At 70.0% G+C, this 13096-nt stretch carries 11 protein-coding genes; 2 read left to right on the top strand and 9 right to left on the bottom strand.

The features are described 5' to 3' along the window. Position 1 precedes the first annotated feature (1 nt). The 5 genes from OG707_RS02225 to OG707_RS02205 form a co-directional block, all read right to left on the bottom strand. Positions 2–1693 (bottom strand): AMP-binding protein, encoded by a 1692-nt coding sequence (locus OG707_RS02225; RefSeq protein ID WP_329113732.1) that lies wholly within the window; start codon positions 1691–1693, stop codon positions 2–4. A 122-nt stretch (positions 1694–1815) separates the two neighbouring features. Then, entirely contained in the window at positions 1816–2580 is a 765-nt protein-coding gene (locus OG707_RS02220; protein ID WP_329113730.1) for a crotonase/enoyl-CoA hydratase family protein, read from the bottom strand. A 41-nt stretch (positions 2581–2621) separates the two neighbouring features. Next, positions 2622–3500: an acyl-CoA thioesterase gene (locus tag OG707_RS02215; protein ID WP_329113728.1), complete on the bottom strand. Its 879-nt coding sequence runs from the start codon at positions 3498–3500 to the stop codon at positions 2622–2624. Further along, on the bottom strand, positions 3497–4663 hold the full coding sequence (locus OG707_RS02210; RefSeq protein WP_329113726.1) for a thiolase family protein: 1167 nt from the start codon (positions 4661–4663) through the stop codon (positions 3497–3499). Before OG707_RS02210 ends, OG707_RS02215 begins: the two co-directional genes overlap by 4 nt. A 39-nt stretch (positions 4664–4702) precedes the next feature. After that, positions 4703–5860 (bottom strand): acyl-CoA dehydrogenase family protein, encoded by a 1158-nt coding sequence (locus tag OG707_RS02205; protein WP_329113724.1) that lies wholly within the window; start codon positions 5858–5860, stop codon positions 4703–4705. Between the two features lie 198 nt (positions 5861–6058). On the opposite strand from OG707_RS02205, the gene OG707_RS02200 reads away from it, so the two are divergent. Then, a complete protein-coding gene (locus OG707_RS02200; RefSeq protein WP_329113722.1) occupies positions 6059–7519 on the top strand; it encodes an aldehyde dehydrogenase in 1461 nt (486 codons plus the stop codon). A 26-nt stretch (positions 7520–7545) separates the two neighbouring features. After that, the gene (locus tag OG707_RS02195; RefSeq protein ID WP_329113720.1) at positions 7546–8622 is read left to right on the top strand and encodes a zinc-binding dehydrogenase; all 1077 of its coding nucleotides are present in this window, start codon (positions 7546–7548) and stop codon (positions 8620–8622) included. Positions 8623–8699: 77 nt separating this feature from the next. Here OG707_RS02195 and OG707_RS02190 read toward each other — a convergent pair whose 3' ends face one another. From OG707_RS02190 to OG707_RS02175, 4 genes are all read right to left on the bottom strand, one after another. Next, a complete protein-coding gene (locus OG707_RS02190) occupies positions 8700–9107 on the bottom strand; it encodes an SHOCT domain-containing protein (RefSeq protein ID WP_329113718.1) in 408 nt (135 codons plus the stop codon). 22 nt (positions 9108–9129) lie between these two features. Continuing rightward, on the bottom strand, positions 9130–11034 hold the full coding sequence (locus OG707_RS02185; RefSeq protein WP_329113716.1) for an alkyl/aryl-sulfatase: 1905 nt from the start codon (positions 11032–11034) through the stop codon (positions 9130–9132). Between the two features lie 149 nt (positions 11035–11183). Further along, positions 11184–12146, bottom strand: a complete 963-nt coding sequence (locus OG707_RS02180) for an electron transfer flavoprotein subunit alpha/FixB family protein (RefSeq protein ID WP_329113714.1) — start codon at positions 12144–12146, stop codon at positions 11184–11186. Between the two features lie 53 nt (positions 12147–12199). Beyond that, complete coding sequence (locus tag OG707_RS02175) at positions 12200–12985, bottom strand: electron transfer flavoprotein subunit beta/FixA family protein (protein WP_329113712.1); 786 nt, start codon at positions 12983–12985, stop codon at positions 12200–12202. Positions 12986–13096: the final 111 nt, after the last annotated feature.

The following is a 13096-nucleotide window of genomic DNA, read 5'->3' as shown; positions in this document are numbered from 1 at the left end:
GTCAGGCGCCCGTCGCCCGCCGCCTGAGCTCCGTCTTGAGGATCTTGCCCGTCGCCGAGAGCGGCAGCTCGTCCACGAGCACCACCTCGCGCACCCGCTGGTACGGGGCGACGCGCTCGGCGACGTACGCGATCAGTTCTTCCGCACTCGCCGGCTCGTCCGCATCGGTCTTCAACGAGACGAAGGCGACCGGGATTTCGCCGTGCTCGGGGTGCGGCCGGCCCACGACGGACGCCTGGGCGACCGCCGGGTGCTCGCGCAGGATGTTCTCCAGCGGGCCCGGATACACGTTGTACCCCTTGTAGATGAGCATGTCTTTTGCTCGGCCCACCAGCGAGAGCCAGCCCTGCTCGTCGTACGTACCGAGGTCGCCGGTGCGCAGCCAGCCGTCGACGTACTGCCCCGCGGTGAGTTCGGGGTGTCCGAGATAGCCGTCCGTGATCTGCGGACCGCGGACCCAGACCTCGCCCTTCTCACCCGCTGCCAGGGGGGTGACGCCGTCCATCTCCCGGATCTGGATCTCGGTGTCGAAGAGCGCCAGGCCGGTGCTGCCCGAGGGCCGCGGCAGCGAGCGGTCCAGCGGGCTGATCGCGACCCCCATGGTGGCCTCGGTCAGCCCGTATCCGTCACTGACGACGGCGTTCGGGAAGATCTCCGAGAGTTCCTCGACCACGGCCGGGTTGATGGGCGCGGACCCGCTGCTGACGACCCGTACGCACGTCAGGTCACGCTTGCGCACGTCCGGTACGGCGAGGACGGCATGGCACAGAGCAGGTGAGCCGGCGATGGTGTGGACGCGCAGCCGCTCGATGGTGTCCAGGTACCTGACCGCGTCGAACCGGCCGAACACCACCATGGAGATCCCCGCGGCGGCGAAGACGCTCTGGCTGACCATGCCCATGCCGTGGAAGAGCGGGGCGATGGAGATTCCGGCGGAGGTGCCCAGCGGAATGTGGTGCTCGGTCCGGGCCCCGGCCGCATGGCGCAGCGTGATGCGGCCGCGCTCGTCCGTGTGCGGGGTGGCGGCGCTGCGCCAGCACGCCACCTGGAGCACGTTCTTGAGGAGGTTGCGGTGCAGCACCCGTACGGCCTTGGGCACGCCCGTCGTACCCCCGGTGAAGGCGAGGTGCGCGACCGCGTCCCCGGCCACCGCGGTCGGCGGCGCGGCCCCGGCCTTCAGCAGGTCCTCGTACGCGACCGTGGCGACCGGGAACGAAACCGGGTCCCCGGCAGGGGCCGGGGCCGCGACGGTCGCCGGGGCGACGGAGACGAGGCGGACCGTGGGCGAGTCCCCGACGGCCTGGGCCAGCGGCGCCGCGACCGCGGGGTGGGTGAAGACCGCGACCGCGCCGGAGTCGTCCAGCTGGCGGCGCAGGGCGAGCGGGGGCTGCGTGGGATTGACCGGCACCACGGACGCCCCGGCGAAGAGGATGCCGTAGTAGGCGACGGTGAACCAGATCGAGTTGGGCATGTGCACGGCGACGGCATCACCCGGGGCAATGCCCTGTTCGCGCAGCCCCTGGGCGACCCGCAGGGACCGTTCGTAGAGCTCCGCGTACGTCAGGCTCTCGTCGCCGTCGGTCAGCGCCGCACGGTCGCCATAGGCATGCGCGGAGCCGGCGAGCAGGTCCGCGACGGTGCCTCCAGGGTAGTCGAGGGTGCGGGGCAGGCCGTGGGGCCAGGTGGTGGTCATGGCGGAACTCCTTCGTTCGGACATGCCCGGGCGGTGCCTCGGGACTGTAGCTGTGGATCACCCCGGTGCCGTGGAGCTCGGCGACGGGTCGCACCGGGGGGTGAGGCGCGGCTGCGGAGCCGTCAGCGGCCGCCCCACACAGGGGCCCGCTTCTCGGTGAACGCCAGCGCGCCCTCCTTGGCGTCGGCCGATGCGAACACCGGGGCGCACGCGGCGCGATTGCGGTCCCACGCCTCGTCGGCCGCCCAGTCCGCGGAGTCGACCACGATGCCCTTGCTGGCGCGCACGGCCAGAGGGCCGTTGGCTGCGATCTCCTGGGCGAGGGTCAGCGCCCCCTCCAACGCGCCTCCCTGCGCGGTGAGTTCGTTGACCAGGCCCAGCTCATGGGCGCGCTCGGCACCGAGGAAGGCGCCGGTGAGTGCGTACTGCATGGCGATGTTGTACGGGATCTTCCGCGGCAGCCGCACCAGTCCGCCGCCGGCCGCGATCAGCCCGCGCTTGGTCTCCGGCAGGCCGAACCGGGCGGTCCGGGCGGCGACGATCATGTCGCAGGCCAGGGCCAGCTCCGTACCGCCGCCGAGCGCGTACCCCTCGACCGCGGCGATGAGCGGCTTGGCGGGCGGGGTCTCGGTGACGCCGCAGAAACCGCGGCCGGGTATGCCCGAACGCTCCCCGGCGGCAAGGGCCTTGAGGTCGGCGCCGGCGCAGAAGGTGCCGCCCGCGCCGGTGATCACACCGACGACGAGATCGTCGCGGGACTCCAGCTCGTCGACGGCCGTGGCGACGGCGTCCGCCACCGCCCGGTTGACCGCGTTACGGGCCTCGGGGCGGTTGATGGTGATGACGGCGACCCCGTCCGCGAACGAGGTGAGGACCAGATCGGACATGAAGGTTCCTTTGATGAGAGGGGGAGGAAGGAGGGGGATGTTCAGGGGCGGCGCGCCCGCGCCGGCCGCACGACGGTCTCCTGCACGACATGGGCGATCAGTCTGCCGTCGTGGCTCCATACGTCGGCGAAGGCGAGGCCGCGGCCGTCGCCCGCGGTGGGACTGCGCTGGGCGAACAGCATCCACTCGTCGGCGCGGAACGGACGGTGGTACCAGACCGCGTGGTCGAGCGAGGTGAGGAAGACCGACGCGGGCTCCTCGCGCAGCATCCGGGGTTGTTCGACCGACAGTGCGGCGGCCGGAGCGAGGAAGAGATCGGAGGCGTACGCGAGAGCGGCGCTGTGCAGCATCGGGTCGTCCGGCAACGGCTCGTTGGAGCGGATCCACAGCCGCTGTTCCGTGGTCCCCGGCGTGTTCGGCTCGGCCGCGTCCGGTACGTACCGCATGTCGAGGACCCGGCGGAACTCGGCCGCTTCGCAGTCCTCGGGGTTGTTGCCGGCCCAGAGCTCGTACAGATCCGGGAGCGTCCACGGGGCGGGCGTAGGCGGCATCGCCGACTGCCGGTCGCCGCCCTCTTCCGCCTTCTTGAAGGAGGAGGAGAGCGTGAAGATGATGTCCGGTCCCTGCCGGGCCGTCACCCGGCGCGACACATACGATCCGCCGTCGCGCACGCGCTCCACGGCGTACTCGATGGGCCGCGCCGAGTCGCCGGGCCGCAGGAAGTAGCCGTGCAGTGAGTGCACGGCGCGTCCCTCGGGCACCGTGCGTCCGGCTGCTGCGAGCGCCTGGGCCGCCACTTGTCCGCCGAAGACGCGGGAGGGCATGCCGTCGTGGCACCAGCCGAGGAAGAGGTCGCGGTCCAGTTGCTCCAGGTTCAGGAATCCGGCGAATTCCTGGCCTGCAACAGGGGCCGTCGTCACAGGAGTTCAAGGATGGTGGCGTTCGCCATGCCGCCGCCCTCGCACATCGACTGGAGGCCGTAGCGGATGCCGTTGTCGCGCATGTGGTGCACCAGGGTCGTCATGATGCGGGCGCCGGAGCCGCCGATCGGATGGCCGATGGCCATCGCGCCGCCGAGCGGGTTCATCTTCGCGTAGTCGGCGCCGGTCTCGCGCAGCCAGGCCAGCGAGACGGAGGCGAACGCCTCGTTGATCTCGAAGGCGCCGATGTCGCCGATCGAGAGACCGGCCTTCTTCAGTGCCTTGGCGGTGGCGGGGATCGGGCCCTTGAGCATGGTGACCGGGTCGGTACCGGTGACAACTGCCGTGTGGATACGGGCCATTGGCGTCCAACCGTGCGCCCTGGCGATCTCGCTCGTGGTGACGAGGAGGGCGCCGGTGCCGTCGGAGACCTGCGAGGCGTTGCCCGCGGTGATGGTGCCGTCCTCGCGGAAGGCGGGCTTGAGCGCGGCCAGCTTCTCCAGGGTGGAGCCTCGGCGCACGCCCTCGTCGGTGTCGAAGACGCGTGTGGTGCCGTCCTCGTCGGTGACCGTGATCGGGGCGATCTGGCCCGTGAAGCGGCCCTCGTCGATGGCCGCGGCGGCGCGGGCGTGGGAGTCCAGGCCGTGCTGGTCCATCTCGGTACGGGTGATGCCGTACTCGTCGGCGATGAGCTGGGCGCCCGTGCCCTGGTTGAAGCGGACGTTGTCGTAGCGCGCCCAGACGTCCGGGCCGAAGGGCTCGCCGAAGCTGCCGTCGCCGCGCGTGGTACCGAGCGGGAGGGTGCTCATGATCTCGACGCCACCGGCCACGGCGATGTCGTACTGGCCCGAGACGACACCGGCCGCCGCCTGGTGCACGGCCTGCTGCGAGGAGCCGCACTGGCGGTCGACGGTCAGCCCGGGAACGGACTCGGGCCATCCGGCGGCCAGCACGGACGCGCGGCCCACACATCCGGCCTGCATACCGACCGCCGAGGCGCAGCCCCAGATCACATCGTCGACGAGCGACGGGTCGAGGCCGGTGCGCTCCACCAGGGCGTTGAGCACATGGGCGGAGAGCGAGGCGGAGTGCAGCCGCGAGAGCGAGCCGCCCCGCTTGCCGACGGGGGTACGTACGGCGTCGACGATGACGGCGTCACGCATGGGGGTTCCTCCTGGGGGAGTGCGGGGGAGAGGGCGGGCTCAGAGCCCGAGGTCCTTGGCGATGATCGTCTTCATGACCTCGCTGGTACCGGCGTAGATCCGGTTGACGCGGGTGTCCGCGTAGAGGCGCGCGATCGGGTATTCGAGCATGTAGCCGTAACCACCGTGCAGCTGAAGGCACTTGTCGATCACGCGGCCCGCGACCTCGGTGCAGAACAGTTTCGCCTTCGCGGCGTCGGCGGCGGTCAGCTCTCCCGCGGCGTGTTCGAGCAGCGCGCGGTCCACGATCGACTGCGCGGCCTCGACCTCGGCGGCGCACTCGGCGAGCACGAACTTGGTGTTCTGGAAGGCGGCGACCGGCTTGCCGAAGACCTGACGCTCCTTCACGTACGCGGTGGCGAAGCCGATCGCACCGGCCGCGTTCGCGTACGCGCCGATGGCCGCGCCGAGCCGCTCCACGACGAGGTTGTGCGTGAGGTACGTGAATGCGGCACCCTCCTCGCCGAGCAGGTTGGCCACCGGAACCTCGACGTCGCCGAACGACAACTCGGCGGTGTCCTGCGCCTTGAGCCCGATCTTGTCCAGTTTGCGTCCCACGGCGAAGCCCGGGGACGTCGTGTCCACGCACAGGATCGACAGGCCCGCGCGCCGGTTCTCCGGGTCGTACGGCGAGGTGCGGCAGACGACCAGGATCAGATCCGCCTGCGCGCCGCCGGTGATGAACGTCTTGGCGCCGTTGAGCACATAGTGGGTGCCGTCGTCGGAGAGCCGGGCGCGCGTGGCGATGCCGGCCAGGTCGGATCCGGTGCCGGGCTCCGTCATGGCGATCGCGGTCATGATCTCGCCGGAGAGGAAACCGGGCAGCCAGCGCCGCTTCTGCTCCTCGCTGCCGAACTCCAGCAGATAGGGCAGCACGAGGCAGGTGTGCACCGACTCCGCGCCGAACGTGACGCCCGCGCGCCCGCACTCCTCGCGCAGCACCGTCAGATATGTGAAGTCCGTGACGCCCGCCCCGCCGTACTCCTCGGGCACGTTGATGCCGAAGACACCGAGCTCGCCGAGCCTGCGGTACAGCTCGCGCGGGACGTGGCCCTGCTGCTCCCAGTCGGCGTAGTGGGGGACGACCTCGCCGGCGATGAACTCGCGGAGGGTCTTCCGGAATGCCTCATGGTCCTTGGTGAACACGCTGCGACGCACGGTCACGGATCCTTCCTCGCCTGTTCGGCACACGCACCGAACGGCGCCTAAGTTAATCTTCGATAACCACGCTGTCTAGGGTAGAAGCCTGGACATCGACGTTAGCGTGGATTAACTTTCTGACTACTTGGCCAGGTATTTACAGTCTCCATGCGCGCATGAGGCAGAGTGCCAGTTCACTTCTGGAGGGTCCATCACATGACCGACATCGTGGAGCGCCGCACGCTCTTCATCGGCGGACAGTGGGTCGAGCCCACGGGCCCCGACACCATCGACATCGTCTCGCCGGTCACCGAGCAGGTGGTGGGGCGCGTGCCGCACGCCACGCCCGCGGACGTGGACAAGGCGGTCGCCGCCGCCCGGGAGGCGTTCGACAACGGCCCCTGGCCGCGACTGCCACTCGCCGAGCGCATCGAGGTCGTCACCCGCATCAAGGACGCCCTCGCCGCCCGCCACCAGGAACTGGCCGAACTGGTCACCCTGCAGAACGGCTCGCCGATGCTGTTCTCCGTCCGCGGCCAGGCCCTGTCCGCCGTCGGAGCCTTCGCGACGGCCCTGGCGGCCGCCGCGCGCTTCACGGAGGAGGACGAGCGCCAGGGCACGGGCGGGCCGGTCCTCGTACGCCGCGAACCGATCGGTGTCGTCGCCGCGATCACCCCGTGGAACATCCCCCAGCTCACCATCGCGGGCAAGCTCGCCCCGGCGCTCCTCGCCGGCTGCACCGTCATCCTCAAGCCGTCCCCCGAGACCCCGCTCGACGCCCTGTGGCTCGCGGACCTCTGCGCGGAAGCGGGCCTCCCCGAGGGGGTGTTGAGCGTGCTGCCCGCCGACCGCGAGACCAGCGCGTACCTGGTGGCGCACCCCGGCATCGACAAGGTCGCCTTCACAGGGTCGGTCGGCGCGGGCAAGGCGATCATGGCCGCCGCGGCGCAGAACCTCACCCGGGTCTCCCTGGAGCTCGGCGGCAAGTCCGCCGCGATCCTCCTCGACGACGCGGACCTGTCGGTGGCGGTCCCCGCGATCGTCGGCGGCACCTGCGCCGCCAACAGCGGCCAGGCCTGCGTCGCGCTCACCCGCGTCCTCGTCCCGGCCTCCCGCTACGACGAGGTGGCCGCCGTACTGACCGGCGCCTTCGCCTCCCTCAAGGTCGGCGACCCCGCAGACCCGACGACCGTCGTCGGCCCGATGGTCACCAGGAACCAGCAGCAGCGGAACCTCGACTACATCCGCATCGGCCAGGAAGAGGGCGCCAAGGTCCTCACCGGCGGCGGCGTCCCCGAGTCCCTGACCACCGGCTGGTACGTCGAGCCCACCCTCTTCGGCGATGTCACCAACGACATGCGCATCGCCCGCGAGGAGATCTTCGGCCCCGTCGTCTGCCTCATCCGCTACGACACCGAGGACGAGGCCGTCGCGATCGCCAACGACTCCGACTTCGGCCTGTCCGGAGCCGTGTTCGGCGCCGACACCGGCCGCGCGACCGAGGTCGCCCGCAGGATCCGCACCGGCACGATCACCGTCAACGGCTTCCGCCTCGACCTGGCCGCACCCTTCGGCGGCTACAAGCACTCCGGGATCGGCCGGGAGTTCGGCCCCGAGGGCCTGTCCGGCTACTTCGAGTACAAGACCGTCAACCTTCCGGCCCCGGCCAGGGCCTGACCTCCACCACCCCACAGGAGCACGCGATGCACGCAGCAGTACTGCACAAGACCGGCGACGAGACCCTGGACGTCCGGGACGTCGAAACCGTCTCCTTCGGCCCCGGCCGGGTGCGCGTCAAGATGCACAAGGCCGGCCTGTGCCACTCCGACCTGTCCGGCATGAGCGGTGTGCTCTCGCACCCCGCGCCGTTCGTCCCCGGCCACGAGGGCGCGGGCGAGGTCATAGAGGTCGGCGAGGGCGTCACCCACGTCAAGCCCGGCGACCGCGTCATCGTCTGCTGGATGCCGCCCTGCGACAAGTGCCCCTCCTGCCGGGCGGGAGAGGGCCACATGTGCCGCAGCGGCTACCGCAACCTCGCCAACCCCAACTTCAAGGACGGCGAGACGATCGTCCCCGGCATGCTCGGCGCCGGCACCTTCGCCGAGGAGACCGTCATCGCGGCGTACGCGGCGATCCCGATCCCCGACGACGTCCCGTACGACATCGCCGCCCTGATCGGCTGCGGAGTCACCACCGGCATCGGTGCGGCGCTCAACACCGCGAAGGTGAAGCCCGGTTCGTCGGTCGTCGTCATCGGCCTCGGCGGCGTCGGCATCAGCATCCTGCAGGGCGCCAAGGTCGCCGGTGCCGCCCGCATCATCGCCGTGGACCCGACCGAGAACCGCCGCGAGCTGGCGCTGAAGTTCGGCGCGACCGACGCGGTGGCCCCGGAGGACCTGGCAGCGACCGTCAAGAGCATCACCGGCGGCTTCGGCGTCGACTACGCCTTCGAGGCCGTGGGCAAGGCCGTCACCCTGCGCGCCGCGTACGACGCAACCCGCCTGGGCGGCACCGTCTGCCTGGTCGGCGCGGGCTCCCGTACGGACATGACCGACATCAGCATGGCCGAGCTCGTCCTCAACGAGAAGGCGATCCTGCCGTCCTTCTACGGCGGCACCGACATCCGCCGTACGTACGCCACGATCATCGACCTCTGGCGGGCGGGCCGCATCGACCTGGAGTCGATGATCACGCACCACGTCCCGCTCACGGACATCAACGAGGCGATCCGTCAGATGCACACCGGCGAGGCGCTGCGCACGATCATCGACATCGCCTGAGCCGCACCACCCCCTCATGCCCGACGGCCGGACCCCGCAATGGAGCGGGGCCCGGCCGTCGTCGTGCAACTCGGCTCTCAGGCCAGGAACTTGGCCTTCGCCTGCTGGAACTCCTCGTCGCTGAGCACGCCCTTCGCCTTGAGGTCGGCGAGCTTGGAGAGCTCGTCCACGCTCGACGACGCGGGGGCGCCCTCACCGTCCGGTGCGGCGGCCTTGCGTACGTACTCCTTGAACGCCGCCTGTTGGGCCTCGGCCTGCTTGATGTCCCGCTCGCCCATCGACCTGCCGCGCACGATCACGTAGATGAGCACGCCGAGGTACGGCAGCAGCAGCGCCAGGATCAGCCAGCCTGCCTTGCCCCAGCCACTGATGTCATGGCTGCGGAAGATGTCGCCGATCACCTTGAACAGGAGGAACAGCCACATGATCCAGAGGAAGAACCACAGCATGGTCCAGAAGAGGTTGAGCAGCGGGTAGTCGTCCACGGTGAGCTCCTCGGTGCCGTTCTCAGGGGGTGACGATGTTGAAGTCGGGGTCGAACTCGTCGAGGAGTCCGGCGAGTGTCCGCAGGGCGCCGTCGTCGCCGTCGAGCTTGATCTTTCCGGCCTCGGCGAGCTGTCCCGCCGATGCGGGTTTCAGCAGGACGCCCACGAGGGCGGCCTTGGAACCGGTGACGGTGAGCGTGGTGTCGGCGGAGGCGCCGCGGCGGGCGTTGAGGACGCCCCGGCGGACCCACATCGTCCACGTCTCGTCGGTCTCGGTGAACCGGAAGTCGATCCGCAGGTCGGCCTCCGCAGCTTTGTCGCCGATCAGGTGCACGGCGGCGAAGTCGAAGAGGATGTCGACCGGCATGGCCAGGATGGTGTCCGGGCTGGCGGTGGCGAACGCCGCGGGCTGGACGCCCTCGCGCAACTCCTTGGCGGCGGTGAGGAAGACGCCTCGCCACTGCGGGCCCTCGGCCTGGTAGCCCATCTGCTCGTACGCGTCGGCCTGCAGATTGCGGGCCGCCTCGTTCTCGGGCTGGGCGAAGACCAGGGCGTGCAGGATCTGGGCCGCCCAGCGGTAGTCGGCCGCGTCGAAGGCCCGCTGCCCCTCAGCGATGATCTTCTCGGCGCCGATCAGGTCGACGAAGCGCCGGGCGGCTTCGACGGGCGGGTGCGGGTGGAGCGAGACCGGGTCGCCGTCCCACATGCCGAGTTCCTTGGTGAACACGGCGCGGACGTCGTGGTGCAGCGTGCCGTGGTAGCCGCGGTTGAACCACTTGCGGCCCAACTCCTCGGGCAGCTCGATCACTTCGGCCGCCTCCAGGGGCGTATAGCCCTTGTTCGCAAGCCGTAGCGCCTGGTCGTGGATGTACTTGTACGTGTCGCGCTGGGACTCCAGGAACGCGGTCACGGCGCCGTTCTCCCACACGGGCCAGGTGTGCGGGCCGTAGTGCACCTGCACGTCGTCGCCCCACCGCTCAAGGGTCTCGTCGAGGTAGCGGGCGAAGTTGCGGGCGTCGCGGGTACGGGCTCCGCGCAGGGTCTGGATGTTGTGCAGGGAGTGATTCGCGTTCTCCGCGCAGGTCAGCGCACCGAGCTGCGGCGTCCAGATGTGCATCTCCTCGGGCGCCTCGGTGTCCGGGGCGTACAGGAACTCGAACTCGAGGCCGCCCAGGTCGCGCTTGGTCCCGGTCTCGGTGATCCCGTCGGTGGGGGAGATGTACGAGATGGTCGCGCCCGGGACGGTGCCGATCCCGATCCCGCAGGTGACGCAGCCCGTCGCCTTGTGGTCGAGCAGACTGTTGAACGCGTACCCGGCCCGGCGGGACATCGCATTGCCCGCGATCACGTTCTCGCCGATCGCGTGCTTGTCGAACGAGGCGACGGTGCCGGGCGCGATGATCGGGACCTTGCCCGATGCCACGTCCTCCACGCTCACGACGCCCTTGACCCCGCCGTAGTGGTCGACGTGGGTGTGCGTGTAGATCACGGCGGCGACGGGCTTGTCGCTGATGTGCTCGCGGATCATGGCCATGCCCTGGGTCGCGGCTTCCACCGAGGCGGAGCAGTCGACCACCACGAGACCGCTGTCGCCCTCGATGACCGTGAGGTTGGCGATGTCGTTGTTGCGGACCTGGTAGACACCGTCGACGACCTTGTACAGCCCGCCCTTGCGGATCAGCTGGGACTGCCGCCAGAGGCTCGGATTCACGGTGTCCGGCGCGGGGGCGTCGTCGGAGATGTAGTCGTAACGGGAGGCGTCGAAGATGACCCGGCCGTCTGCGCTGTACAGCTTGTCCGGGAACGCGGCGATGAAGCCGCGGTCACTGTCGGCGAAGTCCTGACGGTCGTCCATGTCGTACCGAGAGAGAGCCTCGCGGTTCGCGGTGGCGGTCGCGGGCGTCGCACCCTTGGATATGCCGGCCATGCCAACCCCTCCTGTTCGTCTGCGCTTGCGCTAGAGCCTGGTGTGCCGGGCGCTGAGCTGCGATGCGAGAGGGCCGAACAGGTGAACGCAAGCGGCGCGCCGGCCCTGGGGAGGACCGGCGCGCCGCGCAGGAGGTGCGGTGAAGAGACTCAGCCCTTGCGGGTGTTCACTTCGTCGGTGAGCTGGGGGACGACCTGGAAGAGGTCGCCGACGATGCCGTAGTCGACGAGGTCGAAGATGGGGGCTTCGGCGTCCTTGTTGACGGCGACGATGGTCTTGGAGGTCTGCATGCCGGCGCGGTGCTGGATGGCGCCGGAGATGCCGTTGGCGATGTAGAGCTGCGGGGAGACGCTCTTGCCGGTCTGGCCGACCTGGTTGGAGTGCGGGTACCAGCCGGCGTCGACGGCGGCGCGGGAGGCGCCGACGGCGGCTCCCAGTGAGTCGGCGAGGGCCTCGATGAGGTGGAAGTTCTCCGCGCCGTTCACGCCGCGCCCGCCCGAGACGACAATCGCGGCCTCGGTCAGCTCCGGGCGCCCGGTCGACTCGCGCGGGGTGCGGGAGAGGACCTTCGTGCCCGAAGCCGCGTCCGAGAAGGACACCGCGAGGGCTTCCACCGCACCGGCGGCGGGGGACGCCTCGACCGGAGCCGAGTTGGGCTTGACGGTGATGACCGGGGTGCCCTTGGTGATACGGGACTTGGTGGTGAAGGACGCGGCGAACGCCGCCTGGGTGGCGACCGGACCCTCGTCGCCTGCTTCGAGGTCGACGGCGTCGGTGATGATCCCCGACTCGATGCGGACCGCGAGGCGGGCGGCGATCTCCTTGCCCTCCGCCGAGGACGGCACCAGCACCGCCACCGGGGACACCGCCTGGTGGGCGGCCTGGAGGGCGTCGACCTTCGGGACGACCAAGTACTCGGCGTACTCGGGGGCGTCCGAGGTGAGGACCTTGACCGCGCCGTGCTCGGCCAGCACGGCGGCGGTGTTCTCGGCGCCGGCGCCCAGGGCGAGGGCGACCGGGTCGCCGAGGCGGCGGGCCAGGGTGAGGAGTTCGAGGGTGGGCTTGCGGACGGCACCATCCACGTGATCGACGTAGACGAGAACTTCAGCCATGACAGTGATCTCCAGCAGAAGAGAAGAAGGGGGTGAAGGCGGCGGGGGAGCCTTTAGATGAACTTCTGGCTCGCGAGGAACTCGGCGAGCTGCTTGCCGCCCTCGCCCTCGTCCTTGACGATCGTGCCCGCCGTGCGCGCTGGACGCTGGGTCGCGGAGTCGACCGCGCTCCAGGAACCGGCCAGGCCGACCAGTTCGGCGTCGATGTCGAGGTCTTCCAGGTCCAGGGACTCCACCGGCTTCTTCTTCGCCGCCATGATCCCCTTGAACGACGGGTACCTGGCCTCACCGGACTGGTCCGTCACCGACACCAGGGCGGGCAGGGAGGCCTGGAGCTGCTCGCTCGCGCTGTCGCCGTCGCGGCGGCCGGTGACCACACCGTCCTCGACCTTGACCTCGGAGAGCAGCGTGACCTGCGGAACACCCAGGCGCTCGGCGAGGATCGCCGGCAGCACACCCATCGTCCCGTCGGTGGACGCCATCCCGCAGATCACCAGGTCGTAGCCGGTCTTCTCCACGGCCTTCGCCAGCACCAGCGAGGTGGCCATCACATCGGAACCGTGCAGATCGTCGTCCTCGACGTGAACGGCCTTGTCCGCGCCCATCGACAGCGCCTTGCGCAGCGCGTCCTTCGCGTCCTCGCCACCGACCGTCAGCACGGTGATCTCCGCGTCGTCCGCCTCATCAGCGATCTGCAGCGCCTGCTCGACGGCGTACTCGTCGAGCTCCGACAGCAGACCATCCACATCGTCACGGTCGACCGTCAGGTCATCGGCGAAATGCCGGTCGCCGGTGGCGTCGGGCACATACTTCACACAGACAACGATCCTCAAGCTCACGCCGGCTCTCCTACCTGTCCAGATGGCGGTTATGGGTCGAGATTATGGCACTGAGTACCCTCTGTAAAGGTACGTAGTGCCGCGAAGGGCTCTCCGGTGTTACGTTCCCCG

It is taken from the genome of Streptomyces sp. NBC_01465, from assembly GCF_036227325.1.
Classification (GTDB): domain Bacteria; phylum Actinomycetota; class Actinomycetes; order Streptomycetales; family Streptomycetaceae; genus Streptomyces.
Note: the sequence above shows the minus strand (reverse complement) of the source record. Positions and strands in the feature narration are given on the sequence as shown.